The organism is Sphingobacterium hungaricum (assembly GCF_015210005.1).
Lineage (GTDB): Bacteria > Bacteroidota > Bacteroidia > Sphingobacteriales > Sphingobacteriaceae > Sphingobacterium > Sphingobacterium hungaricum.
Genome location: NZ_MU158698.1, coordinates 1745336 through 1763923 on the forward strand (window position 1 = coordinate 1745336; position 18588 = coordinate 1763923).

General features: G+C 39.2%; 20 protein-coding genes. 6 read left to right on the forward strand and 14 right to left on the reverse strand.

Annotation, left to right across the window (positions count from 1 at the left end; translation table 11 throughout):
* Nucleotides 1-60 precede the first annotated feature (60 nt).
* Both sucD and C4F49_RS10835 read right to left on the reverse strand, forming a co-directional pair.
* A complete protein-coding gene (sucD, locus tag C4F49_RS10830; RefSeq protein ID WP_196935861.1) occupies nt 61-933 on the reverse strand; it encodes a succinate--CoA ligase subunit alpha in 873 nt (290 codons plus the stop codon).
* 79 nt (nt 934-1012) lie between these two features.
* On the reverse strand, nt 1013-1546 hold the full coding sequence (locus C4F49_RS10835; protein ID WP_196935862.1) for an RNA methyltransferase: 534 nt from the start codon (nt 1544-1546) through the stop codon (nt 1013-1015).
* Between the two features lie 110 nt (nt 1547-1656).
* Between C4F49_RS10835 and rpsT the strand changes: the two genes are divergently transcribed.
* Nucleotides 1657-1911 (forward strand): 30S ribosomal protein S20, encoded by a 255-nt coding sequence (gene rpsT, locus C4F49_RS10840; protein WP_196935863.1) that lies wholly within the window; start codon nt 1657-1659, stop codon nt 1909-1911.
* 64 nt (nt 1912-1975) lie between these two features.
* Here rpsT and C4F49_RS10845 read toward each other — a convergent pair whose 3' ends face one another.
* The 9 genes from C4F49_RS10845 to C4F49_RS10885 form a co-directional block, all read right to left on the reverse strand.
* Nucleotides 1976-2830 carry a 3-keto-disaccharide hydrolase gene (locus tag C4F49_RS10845; RefSeq protein ID WP_196935864.1) on the reverse strand — a complete coding sequence of 285 codons (855 nt, stop codon included), beginning with the start codon at nt 2828-2830 and terminating at the stop codon, nt 1976-1978.
* 137 nt (nt 2831-2967) lie between these two features.
* The gene (locus C4F49_RS10850) at nt 2968-3783 is read right to left on the reverse strand and encodes a helix-turn-helix transcriptional regulator (protein ID WP_196935865.1); all 816 of its coding nucleotides are present in this window, start codon (nt 3781-3783) and stop codon (nt 2968-2970) included.
* A 19-nt stretch (nt 3784-3802) separates the two neighbouring features.
* Complete coding sequence (gldG, locus tag C4F49_RS10855; protein WP_196935866.1) at nt 3803-6214, reverse strand: gliding motility-associated ABC transporter substrate-binding protein GldG; 2412 nt, start codon at nt 6212-6214, stop codon at nt 3803-3805.
* Nucleotides 6215-6322: 108 nt separating this feature from the next.
* A complete protein-coding gene (locus C4F49_RS10860) occupies nt 6323-6904 on the reverse strand; it encodes a hypothetical protein (RefSeq protein ID WP_196935867.1) in 582 nt (193 codons plus the stop codon).
* A 67-nt stretch (nt 6905-6971) separates the two neighbouring features.
* Nucleotides 6972-7679 carry an ATP-binding cassette domain-containing protein gene (locus tag C4F49_RS10865; protein WP_196935868.1) on the reverse strand — a complete coding sequence of 236 codons (708 nt, stop codon included), beginning with the start codon at nt 7677-7679 and terminating at the stop codon, nt 6972-6974.
* A gap of 1 nt (nt 7680) precedes the next feature.
* Complete coding sequence (locus C4F49_RS10870; protein WP_196935869.1) at nt 7681-8619, reverse strand: glycerophosphodiester phosphodiesterase family protein; 939 nt, start codon at nt 8617-8619, stop codon at nt 7681-7683.
* On the reverse strand, nt 8616-9140 hold the full coding sequence (locus C4F49_RS10875; RefSeq protein WP_196935870.1) for a shikimate kinase: 525 nt from the start codon (nt 9138-9140) through the stop codon (nt 8616-8618). Before C4F49_RS10875 ends, C4F49_RS10870 begins: the two co-directional genes overlap by 4 nt.
* Before the next feature lie 2 nt (nt 9141-9142).
* Nucleotides 9143-10345 (reverse strand): BT_3928 family protein, encoded by a 1203-nt coding sequence (locus C4F49_RS10880; RefSeq protein WP_196935871.1) that lies wholly within the window; start codon nt 10343-10345, stop codon nt 9143-9145.
* Between the two features lie 5 nt (nt 10346-10350).
* Nucleotides 10351-10896, reverse strand: a complete 546-nt coding sequence (locus C4F49_RS10885) for a DUF1599 domain-containing protein (protein WP_196935872.1) — start codon at nt 10894-10896, stop codon at nt 10351-10353.
* Nucleotides 10897-11036: 140 nt separating this feature from the next.
* Here C4F49_RS10885 and C4F49_RS10890 point away from each other — a divergent pair, with 140 nt between their 5' ends.
* The 4 genes from C4F49_RS10890 to cysM are packed head-to-tail and all read left to right on the forward strand — an operon-like array spanning nt 11037 to nt 13889.
* Nucleotides 11037-11834 (forward strand): HipA family kinase, encoded by a 798-nt coding sequence (locus C4F49_RS10890; protein WP_196935873.1) that lies wholly within the window; start codon nt 11037-11039, stop codon nt 11832-11834.
* Nucleotides 11812-12198 carry a DUF3037 domain-containing protein gene (locus tag C4F49_RS10895; protein ID WP_196935874.1) on the forward strand — a complete coding sequence of 129 codons (387 nt, stop codon included), beginning with the start codon at nt 11812-11814 and terminating at the stop codon, nt 12196-12198. Before C4F49_RS10890 ends, C4F49_RS10895 begins: the two co-directional genes overlap by 23 nt.
* A gap of 6 nt (nt 12199-12204) precedes the next feature.
* Nucleotides 12205-13017: a serine O-acetyltransferase gene (locus C4F49_RS10900; RefSeq protein WP_196935875.1), complete on the forward strand. Its 813-nt coding sequence runs from the start codon at nt 12205-12207 to the stop codon at nt 13015-13017.
* The gene (cysM, locus tag C4F49_RS10905) at nt 13017-13889 is read left to right on the forward strand and encodes a cysteine synthase CysM (protein ID WP_196935876.1); all 873 of its coding nucleotides are present in this window, start codon (nt 13017-13019) and stop codon (nt 13887-13889) included. The genes C4F49_RS10900 and cysM overlap by 1 nt, the downstream gene beginning before the upstream one ends.
* Before the next feature lie 623 nt (nt 13890-14512).
* On the opposite strand, the gene C4F49_RS10910 is transcribed toward cysM, so the two are convergent.
* A complete protein-coding gene (locus C4F49_RS10910) occupies nt 14513-15196 on the reverse strand; it encodes a hypothetical protein (protein WP_196935877.1) in 684 nt (227 codons plus the stop codon).
* A 144-nt stretch (nt 15197-15340) separates the two neighbouring features.
* Between C4F49_RS10910 and C4F49_RS10915 the strand changes: the two genes are divergently transcribed.
* Nucleotides 15341-16525 (forward strand): class I SAM-dependent rRNA methyltransferase, encoded by a 1185-nt coding sequence (locus C4F49_RS10915; protein ID WP_196935878.1) that lies wholly within the window; start codon nt 15341-15343, stop codon nt 16523-16525.
* 60 nt (nt 16526-16585) lie between these two features.
* Here the strand turns inward: C4F49_RS10915 and C4F49_RS10920 are convergent, their stop codons facing one another.
* Nucleotides 16586-17347, reverse strand: a complete 762-nt coding sequence (locus C4F49_RS10920) for an SGNH/GDSL hydrolase family protein (protein WP_196935879.1) — start codon at nt 17345-17347, stop codon at nt 16586-16588.
* Between the two features lie 32 nt (nt 17348-17379).
* Nucleotides 17380-18567, reverse strand: a complete 1188-nt coding sequence (locus tag C4F49_RS10925) for an aspartate aminotransferase family protein (RefSeq protein ID WP_196935880.1) — start codon at nt 18565-18567, stop codon at nt 17380-17382.
* Nucleotides 18568-18588: the final 21 nt, after the last annotated feature.

Consider the following 18588-nt stretch of genomic DNA (forward strand, 5'->3'; position numbering starts at 1 on the left):
GGAACAAAAAATCCCGAAACGTTTAGTTTCGGGATTTTTTTATGGAATAATTTGTTTGAATTATTTTGCTAATTCTTCAGCGATTGCTTTTCCGATTTCTGCTGGAGATTCTACAACACGGATACCGCACTCAGCCATGATTTTCATCTTCGCTGCTGCTGTATCATCAGCTCCGCCAACGATTGCTCCTGCGTGACCCATACGGCGTCCTGGAGGCGCTGTTTGGCCAGCGATAAATCCAACAACTGGTTTTGTACCATGTTCTTTGATCCATTTTGCAGCTTCCGCTTCCATGCCACCACCGATTTCACCAATCATGATGATACCTTCAGTTTCTGGATCGTTCATTAATAATTCTACAGCTTCTTTAGTCGTTGTTCCAATGATTGGGTCACCACCAATTCCGATTGCTGTTGTGATTCCTAAACCAGCTTTCACGGTTTGGTCAACTGCTTCGTACGTTAATGTACCTGATTTAGAAACAATCCCTACATTTCCTTTTTTGAAGATAAAACCTGGCATAATACCGATTTTCGCTTCGTCAGCACTAATGACACCTGGACAGTTAGGGCCAATTAAACGAGATTTTTTATCGCTCAAGTAAGATTTTACTTGAATCATATCTTTAGTAGGAATTCCTTCCGTAATACATACAATGACTTCAATTCCTGCAGCAGCAGCTTCCATAATTGCATCAGCAGCAAATGCCGGTGGTACAAAAATAATAGAAACATTTGCGCCAGCTTTATCCACAGCATCTTGTACGGTGTTAAATACTGGACGATCTAAGTGGCTTTGGCCACCTTTTCCCGGTGTTACACCGCCAACGACATTTGTACCGTACTCAATCATTTGAGACGCATGGTAAGTTCCTTCGTTTCCGGTAAAACCCTGAACAATTACTTTGGAATCTTTATTAACTAATACACTCATTTTATCTGTTTTTTTGCATAGCAAATCTACTATTTTGCTGTGACTTCTAAAAATTTAACCTGTAATCAATTTGTGTATTTTATGTAAATCTTAATTTATGGATAAAATCCCATAAAACTATTCCGACCGAAACGGAAACATTAAACGAATGTTTTGTGCCAAATTGTGGGATTTCAATGCAATGGTCGATGATTTTCATTACTTCTTCGTCGACTCCATGAACTTCATTTCCAAAAATCAACGCATATTTTTTGTCAGCCGATAGGCTGAAATTCTCTAGAGAAATACTTTCTTGAGCCTGTTCAATAGCTAAAATCGTATAATTTTCTGCTTTTAATTTTTGAATTGCATCCATCGTCTGCTCAACATGTTCCCATTCTACCGACTTCGTAGCACCTAAAGCTGTTTTTTCAATCTCGCGGTGCGGAGGCTGAGCAGTGATGCCACATAAAATTATTTTTTCGATTGCAAATCCATCGGCTGTCCGAAAACTTGAACCCACGTTATGCATGCTTCTTACATTATCCAATACAAGGGTTATGGGGAATTTTTGAAATTCTTTAAAGGACTCTACATCCATTCTTTGGAGCTCATCCATTGATAATTTTTGCATGTACAAAAGTAATCATTTCAAAATCTTTAAAAACATTTTGATTATTGAATTAATCTGGTTATTTTTGCAGTCCGAAATTTAGTATAAAAATATAATAGAGCTAAGAAAAAATGGCAAATCATAAATCGTCGATTAAAAGAATTAGAGCAAATGCTACAAAACGTTTGAGAAATCGTTACCAAGCAAAAACTACACGTAATGCAATCAAAAAATTGCGTAGCACAACTGTTGCTTCAGAAGCAAAAGATTTGTTACCTCGTGTAATCTCTATGTTAGACCGTTTAGCGAAGAAAAACGTAATTCACAAGAAAAAAGCTTCGAACAACAAATCTAAATTAACGAAATTCGTTAATACTTTAGGTTAATTTTTAAGCTTGATAATACTATTGGGGATGTGTAACAACGCATCCCCTTTCTTGTTTGGTTTCTTTATTTTCCTTTAAGTATAGTCTCAATAATTTGGTTCAATACTTCAGGTTTGTTTTTGAACTTATCCAAGTTGTATAATTCAACTTTTCTAAAGTCAACCGGATGGCTTTCGCTTTGCAAATAGATAAAGCCTGAAGTCAATGCTTGTCCGTCTTTTTTCTGATTCGCATCAAAGCTTTCCACATTTCCACCACCAATCTGAGGTTTGCTATACGATAAAACAACTTGGTTTTCCAAAACGTGCTGAATCAACGAATCACCTAATACCACAAAATCAGCTGTAACCCATTGGTCACCGTGATATGTTTTTGATGTAGAGCTGATGCAGTGTGGCGTAAACAATTTTCCATCCATCACGACATTCGTCCCTGGAGTACATAGATTTGATGTTGAACGAGCATTCTTACCATCTCCGCCCAATAATTGGCCTTCAATAGAAATCGGGAAATCCTGGTCTTTTAACATGGTCTTTGGGTCTTGACCGTGCAACATGGCTCCGCTATTGGCCCAAGCCCAACCCTCACCACCTTTGGCTTGTTCGTCTACAAAGCGGTATTCCACACGCAGAATATAATAACTAAAAGGTTTGTTGTAAGCGATGTGTCCGTATTGCTGATTAAATTCGTCATAGCCATCGTAGCGGACTTTCATTAAGCCGTCTTCTACACGAAAGGTATTGGCATAATTTACTCCTACATCTTGATGTCTGATTTTTGGAGTCCAGTCTTTAATGTCTTTTCCATTGAACAACTGAATGGGTTTTACATGCGGAACTTTTTGCGCAAATAATGCATTAGCTGTAAGTAAATTAGCTAAAGCAAGAGACAAGACAATTAGGTAAGTATAAGTTTTCATTCTTAAATATAGGAAATATGTTCGCTAAAGAATGATTGTTTTCTAAAAATTACTTTCAGAAATTTTCTTTTTGAATTCCGATAACGGAACAAAAACTAGGTGTAGGTTTTTATGAGCTGTGTTTAAGCAAGAAGTTATTATAACAGATAGCTTTTCTTTTTGACATATTCACTTGGCCTTACCCCAATTATTTTATGAAACGTATTGCTAAATGTAGGCAGGCTATGGTAACCGACGCGATTGGAAACTTCCTTGATGCTTAATTTTTCGTCCAATAAAAGTTTTAAGGCAGTCAACATGCGCAGAATAGTATAATATTGGATAAAGGACATGTTGATTTCTTTTTGAAATAAGCGAGCTAATGTGCGTTCGCCCACATCAAAATGTTCTGACAATTCATTGAAAGTCACATTTTTTGATAAATCCTTTTCCAGATAGGTGATGACTTGGATGAGCAATGGATTGTTAGGGTATGGCAAAGCCAATGGCAATTCCGATTGCGAAAGTTCAGGTAAAATCAATTTAAATGATTTCGCCAATGTATAATTCGGCTCGTCACTCTTATGGATATTGCCATTCCAGCGATTTGAAAACATAATCAATTCAATCAACAAATCATTTACCGGATAAATATTTATTTTCTCATAAAACAGGCTGTCGGTATCAAATTTTGGGAAATACAGATTCCTCATGATTACAGTTGGACTGCTTGGATGTATGCTGTGACGCGTTCCTGCCGGAATCCAGATGTAATGCCTTGCAGGCAAAAAATAGGATTTTTCAGGAGTTTTAAGAAATACAATTCCGCCCTCGGTATATAAAAACTGACCTTTGTGATGCTGATGCTCTTCCACGTGTTCGCCCATCACGGTATGATGACAATAAATGCTATCCGAATACTTGTCGACTTCGGTCATGTAATATCGGTCTATGTAGTCTTTTTCGCTGTTCATTGTTGAATCACATAAATTGTTAAGCAGTTTTTTTGCCGAATTTTCGTTTACGTAAATAGTGTTGGATAAGCCCAAAGAGCACTAACACGACTATAGGAAAAAGCACATTGATGACTTGCCATTTTACCTTCTCACTTTTGACGACTGATGCATTTAATAAGCGAAGCTTGATTTCTCGGTTCCTGAGTTGAATCAAACTTTCATCATTCAACAAATAATCCACCACATTTTCAAGCAATATTTTGTTGGCAAATTGCTGTTCGCTATATCGGTCCCAGCCCAATGGATAGGGCGACTGGTCTTTTGCGTTGACTTGATTGATTAACCAATCTCCATCCGCAATCAAAAACATTTTAGATTCTTGGGACGTTGCACTTAAATCTACCGCTTCGCTGATTCCTACAGGCGTCGGCCGGTCTTTAAATAGGTATGGGAATTTTCCAGACAAGGTCATTGCTACAGGAGCAGGAGCAGTGCGGAAAGTCTTAGGGTCGGGCTGTTCTTCAACCATTTGCAAAGAAATGCTGTTTGGCGTATTGATGATTCGGGTAAAAGGAGACGAACTTAGAACAATCTCTTTCTTTATTTCAGCATTCGCAATGGTATCCAATGTTCCGATAAATTCAGTACGGATTCCATCCAGATTTTTGACGATTGGATTTTGAGAAGTCGGCATCAGTATCGGGAAGAAATACCAAGGCGCCAATTCAATTTGGCTTTGGCCTGTTGCGCCAGCCATTGTAATCGGAATCTGGGAACAATTCAAGTCCGCTACTAAATTGTAATTGAAGCGCGCCCCATATAGAAAAAGCAAATCGTCCAGATTCAAATCCCGACCGATAATGGATTGGCTTCCCGTTACACGGAGATTATCTAAGCTTGCATTGACTTGGTCCAACGCCCAAACAACTTTTCCGCCATTTCTGACGAAATAATCAATTTTGTATTTGTCGCTTTCTGAAAACTTTTCTAAAGGCTTGACCACGAACAAGACCGATAATTGTTTCAACGATTCATAGGTTGTCGAATCTAAATTCACTCTGCCTACCTGATTTCCACCCATCAGGGATTGCATCGCATCATACAATTCCAAATCTGTTGGCTCTCCATGGCCTTCCGTAAAACCGATAAACGGAACTTCCTTAGCCGTTACTTTTTTGATGGAAGAAATAAAAGCATATTCAAGGTTTTGAACGGAATTATTTAATACTTCGTTGGGGTCTAATCCAGTTTTATTTTGCAATAAATTGACAGCGATTTCATGTTCTGCGTTTCCTACAATTGCCCAAGGGAAAATCAGTTTCTGTGAAAATCCATCTTCGGATTTGACATTTAAATTGGTAGGATACAATCCTCGCTCAGTCAAAGCCGTTGTGAATTCCTGCTGTTCTTGCTGACTGCCTTCCAAGGGATTGATGACATTGTATTTCACTTTTCCATCGGAATAAGACCTTAAATCAGCAATCATATCGATGGCTGAATTCTTCAAGCGGTTAAATCCGCTCGGAAGATTTCCGTCTAAAAACAGCGTGATGTAAATATCATCGTCGATTTCTTTAATCGTATTCTTCGTCGTGTTGGATAGGGTGTAGCGCTTATCTTGCGTAAAATCAATTCGGTTGGTTAATTGCGGAGCAACAAAGCAATTCAGGACAATTAAAACGATAATTACGCCAGCGTAGGTCAAGAGCGTTTTCTTTCTCTTTTGAAATTTTCGGTTTAGATGTCCTACGGACAATAACAGAAAAAAAGAAGTGATGGATAGGAAATAAATAAAATCACGAACCGTCAAAACACCACGGCTAATGGCATTGTAGTGCTCCTGAATGCCCAATTCTTTTACTTGTTCAGATGAATCAGTGAAAATGGATAGCTGGCTGATGGAATTAAAGCCATCGTAGAAGATAAAAGAAACAAAAACGGCAGTTAAAAATGCAAGAATTGAGTTTTTGGTCAATGAAGAACAAAATATGCCGATTGCCACAAATGAAAAAGAAAGCAACAATAGTCCGATGTAAGAACCGATTGTCGCGCCCAAATCAATATTTCCAACAGGATTTGCTAACAAATAGATGGAAATCGCGTAGATGCATGTGGGCAAAATCGCTAGCGCCGTAATCGTTACGCAAGCAAAGAATTTGGCTAAGATGATTTTTTTGATTTCAACGGGCCTGCTCAATAAAAGTTCGTAGGTTCCATCGGCTTTTTCTCCTGCAATGGTGCGCATGCTGATTGCCGGAATCAAAAACATAAACAAATAGGGAGAGATGGAAAAGAAACCTTCCAACGATGCAAAACCAGCATCCAGAATCGACGTGTCTGGAAATACCCAAGTAACTAATCCGGTTACGATAAGAAAAATTCCTATGGCTAAATAGCCGATTAGTGAATTAAAATATGAAGCGGTCTCTCTTTTATAAATACTGAACAAGGGTATGAAAATTTGATGTCTCGAAATTAGGAATTAAAACCCTGTAAAGCAAGAAAGCACAAACCCTCGCGGTCTGTGCTTCCTAAATTTATGTAAAAAAGCGATTTTCTATTTTTGTCCTGGCAAATAAATTTGGAAACCAAGGCTAACACCTAAGCCATTTTGAGAATTGTCGACGCCACTGACAGTAGCTTTTGAATAATTGTATCCTGCCATCACCTCCAAAGCAACTGAATTAGTAACAAAGTGTGCATATCCCACATTTGCTCCTAACTTTAAGCTAACACCATCTCCTGGGTTACTTCCCTCGATACCGACATCACCTTGTCCAAAGAAACGTCCTGAAGCGCTAGAACCTCCTGGGAAGTAATAACGTACAAATGGTGCAATACCATAGTTCCATACATTCTCTTGTTCATCTTGGGTTTGAAGACCTAATAAAGCTTGAGCACCAACAGCAAGACCATCTGCAACAAAGTATCCAGCTCTAGGACTTAAAGAAATACCAAATGATTTTCCTTCAAAGCTGTAGCCGATATTTCCTACAGAACCACCTACCATCCAGTTTCCAGCTTTGATAGGCGCCATGCCTACATTAGCGGAGCTTTGTGGAGTTGTAGAAACGGTTTGCGCTTGCGTACTAGCAAGCAGACCGAATGCTAAAATCGTAGAAAGTATTAATTTTTTCATATTTATAAATTTTATGTTTCCTTAATTAACAAGAAAGGATTAATAAAGTTTTAAGAAAATCAAAAAATTAATTTGTCAGTTTGACAAAGAGTGATTCTACGGTTTCGTCTTGCTGTTGATTCTTGATTTCTGCCAGTGGCAAATTGATTTTTAAAATACCTTTATGAAGGATAATAATCTCATCACAGATTGCCTCCACCTCCTGCATAATGTGGGTGGACAGCAACACCGTTTTGTTTTTAGCCAATTCTTTTATCAGGTTTCGGATTTCTAAGATTTGATTGGGGTCAAGTCCTGTGGTGGGTTCGTCCAGAATCAACACTTTTGGGTCATGGATTATCGCGAGCGCTAAACCCACCCGTTGCCGATAGCCTTTAGATAACTGGTTGATTTTTTTATGCTGTTCAAGTTGCAGACCTGTCAATGCAATAACTTCCTCAATCCGTCGTTGTTTGTTTTTTACTTGCTGTAAATCGGCTTCATAAGCTAAAATTTCCTTGACATATAAGTCCGTGTACAAAGGATTGTGTTCGGGAAGAAAACCGATTTGACGCTTGGCTGTCAGGGGGTCGGTCTGAATATTGAAACCACTAATCGAAATCGTTCCTTGCTCAAAAGGCAAAATTCCAGTGATGCATTTCATCGTTGTCGATTTTCCGGCACCATTAGGCCCTAAAAAACCAACGATTTTCTGTTCGCCGATTTCGAAAGATAGGCCATCAACAGCTTTTTGATTGCCATAGGTTTTTGTCAGATTTTCAACTTTTATGGACATGTTATGGAAGAAAGGGCGAGCTTAATTTTCGTTTTTTAATGTAATAATCCAATGCTTTTTGAGCTTCTTGCGGATGGTCGGTTGATAGAATATCCGCTCCGCGGTCAATGTATTCGGCATACACTTGATAGCCATTTTTGGTAGCTTGTCTATCTAAATTTCCTATCGTGCCCAAAATCGTCATAATGCCATGCGCATGCAATCGTTCGACAAGGGACTCGTCAGCTTCTTTTGTTCCGACAAAAGCAACAATCCGGTTGTCGGGAATGTTGTAGCTTGCTAAGCGACTAAAATCTTCTGTGTTTTTGATGTTTGCCGAAATCATTAAATCCGGTGCCAAGCTATGTACTTGCCCGGCTTGTCCAGCAGAATACGTAATGATAATCACATTGGATTCTGCCTGTGCGTTTCGGATTGCATCAACGACTAAACTATAAGGTACATTTTTTTTGACATCCAGTGTGTAAATAACTTTGCCTTTACCCCATTTCAAAGCGCTTTGCAAAGTAGGTACTCTAAACCGTGTCACATCACCGCGCGTATCTTTTAGATTCAGTTTAACGATTTCATCATAAGTAAAGCTACTGATTCTTCCTTGACCAGTGGTGGTTCTTTCCAAAAGTTCGTCATGCATCAATACAAGTACAGAATCTTTGGTCAATTGCACATCGCATTCGATGATGGTAGGTCTTTTTTTTGCATGGAATGCGAATGTTTCCAATGCATTTTCAGGGTGTTTTTCGAATGCGCCACCTCGGTGTGCGCTTACCAATGGATAGCGGTTTTCGTCATAGGTCAAAAACTGGTATAAATCGTCAATCGATTTGAAATTGAAGACCAGCTGATTTTCGGCATATTCCACTTTCGATTCCGCCTGAAAACAAGCCACACAGCTTAAAAGTGTGCTTATACAAATTAAAATATAAGCGAATCTTCTCATATAGTCTTTTCGGTTAAATGATTTTGAATTCGTTCTTCGATTTCTTCCAGCGAGGTGTGGATTTGGTCGATTTTGATATGTGCCCGTTCATAATGCTCAGAACGTTCTTCCAGTTTTTCTTCTATAAACGCAAGCAATTCTTCGTTGCTTAAATTTTTCAATGCTGGACGTTCCACAATTTTAGGCGTATTCAAGCGTGCATACAATGATTGTGGCGTATGGAATAAATAAACTGAAATGCCATTTTCAACAATCCAATCCATGTTGTCAAAAAAACATGGTGTGCCTCCACCTGTAGAAATAACCGCGTCCGTATTTGCCTGTTTTTTTAGTATCTGTTGCTCCGCAATCCTGAATTGCTCTTCGCCATGCAACTTAAAATAGCTCGGAATATCCATTTTGTATTCCTCCACAAAGACATGGTCCAAATCCACAAAAGGCAAATCCATTTTTTTGGCTAATTTCTTACCCCAAGTGGTTTTCCCGCTTCCCATAAAGCCAATCAAAAAAATAGGTTTCATGTCTAATTGATGTTTTGGAAATACGTTTTTTCTAAATATTCCTTGTCAGGGAAAGAGTTTTTTGACCATTTTTTGATGACAATACCATTTTGCAACAGCATAACTCCTGGATTTGAGCGAACCATACTTTTGATTGGAACGGCATCTGCATAAAATGTCTCCAAGACTAAATCCATTTGCTCATTTAAGTAGCTCGCGTCTTTTGGGGCGCTTGCTGTCAATAAAATTGCACGGATTGTATAGTCTTCCGCCAAGTTTCGGATAGTCGCATTGATTTCATCCAGTCTCAAATAATCCAACTGAGATAAGCCATTTAAATCCGTACTGGTTACAATGAAATTGTAATATGGATTTTCAATAATTTCCTGCGTGACTTCATTGCCCTCGGCATCATTGATATGCAAATCGGCAATCGGAACAACGTAACCTTGCTTAATCAATTTCGATTTTGGTTCTCCGATAATTTCCCAATTGTCGTCTTCCCAAATTTTATCATCCATATACACTTTGTCGGTCACGTCTTTTTCTTCGCCAGTTTGCTTATGTTTCAAATGATAGGTCTGCTCATAAACAGTTTCTTCCGCACCTTCCGGAACTTTCATCAGTTCGGGAATATTATTTCCCTCTTTGTAAGGAAGAAAATCAATGAACGGAAGATACATGCTCGTGTAAATTCCGATTCCAAAAGAAATCAGAACGATAAACGTCGTAATTAATCCCTTCGATTTCTTAGTTACTGGACGGATTTTATTGCGGTGGATAAATATGTAAAGAATAAAGACCAGCAGGATTAAATCTTTGATAAACGATTGCCATGGAGTCAGCGGAATCGCATCTCCGAAACAGCCACATGAAGTCACCACTTCAAAAAAGGCCGAATAAAATGTCAAGAACGTAAAAAAGATAATCAGCAACAACAGTCCCCAAGCCACTTTTTTACCGCTGAATCCTAGAAGCAATAAGGCTCCCAAAATAATTTCGAACGCACAAATGACGACAGCAATCCAAGTGCTGTAATCGTTTAGAAAGTTCAGGTTGAACACATGGAAATATTCCTGCAATTTATAGCCAAAACCCATCGGGTCGTTCGCTTTGATTAATCCAGAAAAAATAAATAATAAACCCACGAAAATTCTGGAAATCCACAAAAGGATTTCTGTCGTTGTCGAATGCTGTTGTTTAGCCGTTGTGTTAGTTGATTGCATGGTTTTTATTTTTTATCTCCAAAGCCCATTTTTATTAACGCAAAAACCGAATAATTTAGCATATCCTGGTAATTCGCTTTCAAGCCTTCCGAAACTAAAGTCGTTCCGTTGTTGTCTTCTATCTGTTTAACGCGGAATAATTTCATCAGAATTAAATCTGTCAATGACGAAATGCGCATATCGCGCCAAGCCTCTCCGTAATCGTGGTTTTTGGCCAGCATCAAATCGTAAGTTTCTTGTACAGCTTGCGTATATTTTTCATTGACTTCGTCAAAGGGAATGTTTTCCGGAGCATCTTTCGGCAATTCCAATTGAATAATTGCAATTACGCAGTAATTGACGATAGCAATGTATTCTTCTAAAATACCTTCACCGACTTTAGAGACTTTTTTTTCTTCTAACGTACGAATACGCTGTGCTTTGATAAACAATTGGTCGGTTATGGATGAGGGGCGCATAATCCGCCACGCCGTTCCATAATCTTTTGTTTTCGATAAAAATAATGTTTTGCACTGTTCTATTACGGTGTTGTATTCCGTCGTTGTATTCATATTGAAAATTACTTCTTTCCTTGCTAAAATACAAATATAGGCAGAATAACTTGTTTGAGTCAGTCATAGCAGTGTACAATTTGATTTGTATTTTTCATCATTCCATCAAAAAATCATGATATTTGGATAACGAATAACGAATGGAAATTTTTAAACCAGAAATACGAACCGTATCTATCACACGATATATTCAGCCTTTTCGCGAAGGTGGCTCTTTGCCAGCTTTAGTCGATGCCGACGATGGATTTAGTTATGTCATTAAATTTAGAGGTGCGGGGCAAGGCAAGAAAGCTTTGGTCGCTGAACTGATAGGAGGTGAGCTTGCCAGAATAGTAAAACTTAGAATGCCCGAATTGGTGTTCGCAGAATTGGACGAATCATTTGCCCGCACGGAGCCTGACGAGGAAATTCAAGATTTATTGAAGTTTTCCGTTGGGCAGAATCTTGGCGTTCATTTTTTGAACGGCGCAGTGACTTTCGATGCGAATGTTGACAAGATTTCATCTGAAGAAGCTTCAAAAATTGTTTGGCTGGATGCTTTGCTGATGAATGTTGACCGTACGGTCAAGAATACCAACATGCTGATTTGGCATAAGGAATTATGGCTAATCGACCATGGTGCATCTTTATATTTCCACCATTCTTGGGATAATTGGGAAGAGCAGGCCTTAAAGCCATTCGTCCAGATTAAAGACCATGTGCTGTTGCCGTTTGCTGATGCGGTTCAGGAAGTAAATGACGAATATGCTCCGTTATTTTCTGACGAAAATCTAATCAATATCTTGAACAGCATTCCTGATGAATGGTTACAAGAAGAAGGTCGAGATATCTCGGCGCAAGAGGCACGGTTAGTGTATTTGGAATTTTTGAAAAGAAGAATTGCCAATTCATCGTTATTTATAAAACAGATAGAAAATGAGCGAAAGAACCGTCTATGAATACGCTAGCATTCGAGTGGTTCCTCGTGTAGAACGTGAAGAATTCTTGAATGTAGGGGTCATCTTGTATTGCAAAAAACAGCGATTTTCGGGTATTCGTGTGTTTGTCGACGAACAGAAATTAAAGGCTTTCTATCCAGCAATTGACCTGGAATTAATCGTCAATCATTTGGCATCGTTCGAAAAAATATGTCAGGGAGCAAAAGATGCAGGAAAATTAGCTGAATTGGACCAAGCCGAACGATTTCGCTGGCTGACGGCCAAACGCAGTACGCTTATTCAATGTTCCGCTGTGCATCCCGGATTATGCGTTTCGGCAGAAGAAACATTGGAAGAATTATTTTCAAAATTGGTATTAGATTAACTCGGAATGGAAGATTTTTATAAATATATATTTCAAAAACAGATTGAAGTTCAGGATATGCCCAGCAATAAAAAAATTGCACAATGGGCAGTTTCGCTTTTGCATTTATTATTTCCGGAACGGAATTCTAAATCGTTCGTAAATGTGGTTGAAGTGAAAGATGCTTTTAATGAATCGAAAGCTGAATTGCTGGATATTTTATTAAAGACAAAAGCCTGCACGGTTTGTGATAATGAAGATATCGCGGAAGAATTTTATCAAAAGCTTCCCGATTTGTATCAGAAAATGCTGACGGATGCGCATGCTTTGCTGTCTGGCGACCCCGCCGCGAAAAGCATTCGCGAGGTCATTCGGATTTATCCTGGATTTACGGCAATCGGCATTTATCGCTTGGCGCATGAACTGCAGAAAGTGCAAGTTCCGCTGATTCCAAGAATTTTGACTGAATATGCACATTCAAAAACCGGCATTGATATACACCCAGGCGCTGTAATCGGCGAAGCATTGTATATTGACCATGGCACAGGATTGGTCATTGGCGAAACTTGTCGCATAGGCAATTATGTCAAATTGTATCAAGGCGTGACTTTAGGTGCATTGAGTGTTGAAAAGGCAATGGCGGATACACAGCGTCATCCGATTATTGAAGACCACGTTATTATTTATGCTGGAGCAACGATTCTTGGTGGCGAAACAGTCATTGGGCATCATTCCACCATCGGTGGAAATGTGTGGCTGACAAGTAGTATCGAACCTTATACGACTGTTTATCACCAGTCAAATTCAAAATTTATTGATTCTAAACCAACAACAATTTAATGGGAAATTTAATCGATGCGATTGGCAATACACCTTTGGTGGAAATAGAACATTTTTCTTTAAAAGAAGGTGTGCGGATTTTTGCGAAGTTAGAAGGGAACAATCCTGGCGGTTCTGTCAAAGACCGCGCTGCGCACAATATGATTTTTTCGGCCATGGAGCGAGGAGAAATTACCAAAGACACCAAATTGATTGAAGCAACTAGCGGAAATACAGGAATTGCTTTGGCAATGATTGCCAGCGTGTATGGATTGAAGCTGGAATTGGTTATGCCAGAAACATCGACCCGCGAACGTACATTGACGATGGAGGCTTTCGGTGCGGAAGTGACCCTGTTGGAGAACATGGAAATATGCCGTGATTATGCCGAAGAAAAAGCTACCAAAGGCGATTATTTTATCTTGAATCAATTTTCCAATCCGGATAATTATAAAGCGCATATCAAAACAACGGCTCCTGAAATCTGGCGCGACACAAAAGGTGAAATCACTCATTTTGTGAGTTCAATGGGAACGACAGGAACCATTATGGGAACATCCATTTTTTTGAAAGAGCAAAATCCAGACATCCAGATTGTCGGCTGTCAGCCGACGGAAGAATCTTCTATTCCTGGAATCCGACGCTGGCCTAAAGCTTATTTGCCAAAAATCTACGACGCTTCGCGCGTAGACCGCATTATTGATATTTCGCAAGCGGATGCGACAAAGAGAACAAGAGAACTTACTCGCAAAGAAGGGATTTTCGCTGGAATGAGTAGCGGTGGCGCCTTCCATGCTGCTTTGCAATTAGCAGAAGAAATAGATAAAGGCATTATCGTGTTTATTGTCTGCGATAGAGGCGACAGGTATTTAAGCTCGGATTTGTTCGGGTAAAGAAAGTAAAAATTAAAAATTAAAAATTCAAAAAGCCTTTCTGAGGAACTAAATTTTATGTGCAAAACTTTTGGAAGATATTGATTGTAAAGTGCTAATTGATTTTTTTATTCTGTAGGGCCTGAAAAGAGTAAAGTATATAGAATAAAGGTCGGATTATACTTTTTTTTAAAGCCTCGTTAGAGGCTGAATGTTTGTAGAAATAGTTAGGAGGATTAAATGCGTGCCGTAGGTACGCAACCCAATCATAAAGATTTTTATGGTTTTGAAATAAATTGTTGCGTACCTACGGCACGCTGATTTTATTGCGCATTCTTTTCCTACAAACATTTTGCTCCTACGGAGCAAAATCAGAAGCAATAGAGTTTCCAGTCAATGTGTCCTAGGCATAACCGCTTTGTAGCAAAACAACCCAGCATAATATATTATGCTTTAGACAGTGCCCATTTCTGCTGAGGCGCATACCTACGGCAAGCAATTATTAACGGAATAATAGAACTATAAAGCGGTTATTCCTATGGAGCGATATCGCTACTTTTAGCCAGTATTAATTCTGTCATTGCTAGTGATTAGAAAGTCTTTTCGATTTTCTTGTATTATTGCTGTCTAAGCTAGTCAGCTTTCTATTCCCTGCTCCAGATTTCATAAATAGGATCGCCTTTAGAACTTTTTCCGCTGTGATGCCATTGTCCATCTTTAAGCTCTCCCTTAAATGCTAATTCAGCGCCGACGCGGGAATTATCTCTCGAAAAGAAAATAATTGTTTCCGCATAGGTGGAATTTGAAAATTTGTAGGTTCCGCCACCGGTGCCGTAGAATCCTTTTTCGGCGGGGTTAATAGCAATCCATTGGAAATATCCATCTACTAACAATTTGATGGTTTTGCGGTCACCTCTTTGTATCGTAGAAACGGTTCCATTTTGATCACGTCCAGTAATTCTCCAAAGACCATCTAAATCTTGTTTTTTGTTAGCTTGTTTGACCCAAGTCAAGTTATTGGCTTTGATGTTTTTGCCATCCATTTCTATCGGGATAGCAACTTGTTGGCCAACTTTTTCTTTATCCTTATCATTGAATTCCACTTGAATTTGAAGTTGATTGTTCGCTAATAAAATCGGACCGCCCCATGTATTGAAGTATTCTTTGTCTTTGTACGAAATAAATGAACTGTAACCATCAATCACCAACAAAAGCTCGTGGTTTCCGTTGTTTTTCGCATGGTAGACTCCAGTTAGGTTTGGGGCTGTTTGTGCGTAGGTCGTTATCGAAAATGCGATCGATAAAAACAGGATTAAAATCTTTTTCATATGCCTAATTTTTGTTTAGTAAAGCCCACATTACTTCTAAAAGTACTAAAAATAAATTAAACGATTGATTTGTAATTCGATGGGAAGAAAAAAACAGGAAATAAAATCCAGATTTTTTCTGCTCAAAAACTTACTTTTGCGCTAATGAAAAAAGTTTTTCTAAATAAAGGCAAAGATAAAGCTGCTTGGCAATTGCATCCTTGGGTGTTTTCTGGAGCTATACAGTATGTCACAGAAAGTCCTGAAAATGGCGAGTTGGTAGCAGTTCACAATAACGATAAAGAATTTATAGCCTATGGACTGTACCATGGAAGTTCCAGAGTAGCGGTTCGTTTGTTGGAGTGGCATCCTGATCAGGAAGTTACCGAAGCCTGGTGGCGACAAAAGGTAGCTAGCGCTTTGTCAGCAAGGGCGAGGCTTTTGAAAGAAAATAACAATACATGCCGTTTGGTATTTGCGGAAGCTGATTTTCTTCCAGGTTTAATTGTTGACAAATATGCCGATTACCTGGTGATGCAGATACATGCTGCAGGATTGGAAAAAGTAAAAGACATTATTGTCGATGAATTGGTGAAGTTGATTTCACCGAAAGGGATATATGAACGAAGTGATTTAAAATCTAGAGAATACGAAGGTCTTCCGGACAACAATGGGTTAGTTTACGGCGAAAACCCACCAGAATTCCTTCCGATCATTGAGAACGGAATTCAATACGAAGTCAATATTGCCGAAGGACAGAAATCGGGGTTTTATTGCGATCAGCGTGAAAATCGTTTTCTAACGGCGCAATATGTAGAAGAAAAACGTGTTTTGGATTGTTTTTCGTACTCGGGCGGCTTTACATTAAATGCATTTGCGCAGCGCGCAAAAGAAGTTTGGGCGGTCGATAGTTCGGCTTTAGCTATTGAAACTCTTCATAAAAATGTGGCATTGAATAATTTTGATGCGTCGAAATTAAAAACTGTTCAGTCAGACGTAAATAAATATTTGCGCGAATTGTATGATGCGAATGAGAAATTTGACCTGATTGTTTTGGATCCTCCAAAATATGCACCTTCGCGTTCTTCATTAGAAAAAGCTTCTCGGGCGTATAAAGATTTAAATCGACGTGGTCTTTTGTTGCTGGAAAAAGGGGGCTTGCTAGCAACTTTTTCATGCTCAGGCGCAATGGATATCGATACGTTTAAGCAAGTTTTAGCTTGGGCCGCCTTGGATGCGGGAAAAGAAATCCAGTTTATCCGTCAGTTTAACCAACCTGAAGATCATCCTGTGCGTGCTTCGTTTCCTGAAGGAGAATACCTGAAAGGTTTACTGGTGCGGGTTTGTTAGAAGGGAGTAGGTTGCAAAAGCAAAAAAGAGATAGCCGATCGGCTATCTCTTTTTTGTTATTTATTCATTTGGCATTTTAAACGCATTTAATATAGATTCAGCCATTAAGTTTGAACCTGCCAAGGAGGTATGTATACCATCCGTTGTCCAATAATCGCCAGCAGCTCTTTTTAAAGACCCGTTAAATATATTCTGATAAGGAATAAATCGTGCTTTATATTCTTTGGCAATTTCTCTAGTTACTTCTTGATAAGCCGGAAACGCAGGATACCAAGTTCCAGTTACATGTTTTACATCTTTTAAACCGAAAGGTTCGCCTATAATCAATTTGACATCGGGAAGATTCTTCAACGTTTCATCCAGCAGTTTTTGGTATTGGCTTTTGAACGCTGCGGGTGTATTCTGCGCATTGCTGTCCATCGTTCTCCAAAAGTCATTCACTCCAATTAAGATGCTCAAGATCGTTGGCTTCAAATCAAGGGTATCCGTTTGCCAACGATTTAATAAATCTGGAACACGATTACCTGATATGCCGCGATTGTAGACTTTGATGTTGTTTTTTGCGAATTTGTTCAACAGATGGCTTGCCGCAATTTGCGCGTACCCATTGCCAAAGGCACCAGTCTGATTAGGGTTTAAATTATTTTTGTCGCGTCCGCTGTCTGTAATGGAATCTCCTTGAAACAGAATAATATCGTTATCACGAACGCTGATCTTGTTAAAAAGATCCTCATTGGTCAATGCTTGAACTGAATTTGCGCCTAAAACTGTGGCGCCCACAGTTACTAAACTTTTGGTAATAAAATCTCTTCTTGTGCTCATTGATATAGGTTTGAGATGTAAATATAACTTTTTTAGCAAAACGTTTCAATAGCTTCTAAAATTATCTCACAAGCGATTTTTATTTCATCCGCTGATATGGTCAAAGGAGGTGCGATTCGCAAGGCAGTTTCACAATGCAAATACCAGTCAATCATCAATCCTTTTGCTGCGCAATAACTGCTGACTTGATAGACTTGGTCAAAATTTTCCAACTGAATGCACATCATCAGACCTAATCCTCGGATTTCTTGGATTTTCGGATGGTCCAACTGTTTGCGGAATAACTGAGCTTTGTGTTCCACTTGTTCCAGCAAGTTTTCATCTTGAATAACCTGAAGGGAAGCCATTGCGGCAGCGCAAGAAACCGGATGTCCGCCGAATGTCGTGATGTGGCCAAGCATTGGATTGTCCTTGATTACGTCCATGATTTCTTTGCTGGCAACAAATGCACCTAAAGGCATACCGCCACCAATTCCTTTCGCCAGAAGCAAAATATCCGGAACGATACCGAAATGTTCGAACACAAATAATTTTCCGGTACGGCCAAAACCAGTCTGGATTTCATCGAAAATCAATAATGTTCCATGGTCTGTGCAAGTTTGGCGAAGTGCCTGCATAAATTCCAATGTCGGAACCCGAACGCCGGCTTCGCCTTGTATCGCTTCGATTACCACCGCTGCGGTTTGATCCGTTATTTTTGTTAAAGAATCAAGGTCATTGAATTTGATAAAATCAATTTCCGGAAGCAATGGGGCATAGGCTTTTTGAAACTCTGGATTTCCAATCAAACTTAAAGCACCTTGCGTGCTGCCGTGATAGGCTTTTTCAGCGCCTAAAATTTGCCTTCTGCCAGTATATTTTTTTGCAATTTTCATGGCGCCCTCAACAGCTTCTGTTCCGCTGTTGGTGAAGTAAACGGATTGGAAACTAGCTGGCAATGTTTCTAAAAGACGTTGAGCAAACTCTACTTGAGGAGCTTGCACATATTCACCGTAAACGGTAACATGCAAATACTTGTCCAGTTGATTTTTAATGGCTTCAATGACTTTCGGATGCCGATGGCCAATGTTGCTCACGTTAAATCCAGAAACTAGGTCTATGTACTTCTCGCCATTTGGGCCAAATAAATAAATACCCTCAGCTTTTACGATTTCAAAAAGTCTGGGGGAATTCGATGTTTGCGCTAAATTATTTAGAAATAATTCTCTGTTGCTAATCATAGAACGAAAGTAAGGGATATT

Coding starts and splice junctions, on each gene's coding strand:
- C4F49_RS10915 (WP_196935878.1), top strand. CDS start 15,341: ATGAAAAAAGTTTTTCTAAATAAAGGCAAAGATAAAGCTGCTTGGCAA.
- sucD (WP_196935861.1), bottom strand. CDS start 933: ATGAGTGTATTAGTTAATAAAGATTCCAAAGTAATTGTTCAGGGTTTT.
- C4F49_RS10890 (WP_196935873.1), top strand. CDS start 11,037: ATGGAAATTTTTAAACCAGAAATACGAACCGTATCTATCACACGATAT.
- rpsT (WP_196935863.1), top strand. CDS start 1,657: ATGGCAAATCATAAATCGTCGATTAAAAGAATTAGAGCAAATGCTACA.
- C4F49_RS10865 (WP_196935868.1), bottom strand. CDS start 7,679: ATGTCCATAAAAGTTGAAAATCTGACAAAAACCTATGGCAATCAAAAA.
- C4F49_RS10920 (WP_196935879.1), bottom strand. CDS start 17,347: ATGAGCACAAGAAGAGATTTTATTACCAAAAGTTTAGTAACTGTGGGC.
- C4F49_RS10925 (WP_196935880.1), bottom strand. CDS start 18,567: ATGATTAGCAACAGAGAATTATTTCTAAATAATTTAGCGCAAACATCG.
- C4F49_RS10850 (WP_196935865.1), bottom strand. CDS start 3,783: ATGAACAGCGAAAAAGACTACATAGACCGATATTACATGACCGAAGTC.
- C4F49_RS10910 (WP_196935877.1), bottom strand. CDS start 15,196: ATGAAAAAGATTTTAATCCTGTTTTTATCGATCGCATTTTCGATAACG.
- C4F49_RS10880 (WP_196935871.1), bottom strand. CDS start 10,345: ATGCAATCAACTAACACAACGGCTAAACAACAGCATTCGACAACGACA.
- cysM (WP_196935876.1), top strand. CDS start 13,017: ATGGGAAATTTAATCGATGCGATTGGCAATACACCTTTGGTGGAAATA.
- C4F49_RS10860 (WP_196935867.1), bottom strand. CDS start 6,904: ATGAAAAAATTAATACTTTCTACGATTTTAGCATTCGGTCTGCTTGCT.
- C4F49_RS10885 (WP_196935872.1), bottom strand. CDS start 10,896: ATGAATACAACGACGGAATACAACACCGTAATAGAACAGTGCAAAACA.
- C4F49_RS10895 (WP_196935874.1), top strand. CDS start 11,812: ATGAGCGAAAGAACCGTCTATGAATACGCTAGCATTCGAGTGGTTCCT.
- C4F49_RS10870 (WP_196935869.1), bottom strand. CDS start 8,619: ATGAGAAGATTCGCTTATATTTTAATTTGTATAAGCACACTTTTAAGC.
- C4F49_RS10900 (WP_196935875.1), top strand. CDS start 12,205: ATGGAAGATTTTTATAAATATATATTTCAAAAACAGATTGAAGTTCAG.
- C4F49_RS10835 (WP_196935862.1), bottom strand. CDS start 1,546: ATGCAAAAATTATCAATGGATGAGCTCCAAAGAATGGATGTAGAGTCC.
- C4F49_RS10845 (WP_196935864.1), bottom strand. CDS start 2,830: ATGAAAACTTATACTTACCTAATTGTCTTGTCTCTTGCTTTAGCTAAT.
- C4F49_RS10875 (WP_196935870.1), bottom strand. CDS start 9,140: ATGAAACCTATTTTTTTGATTGGCTTTATGGGAAGCGGGAAAACCACT.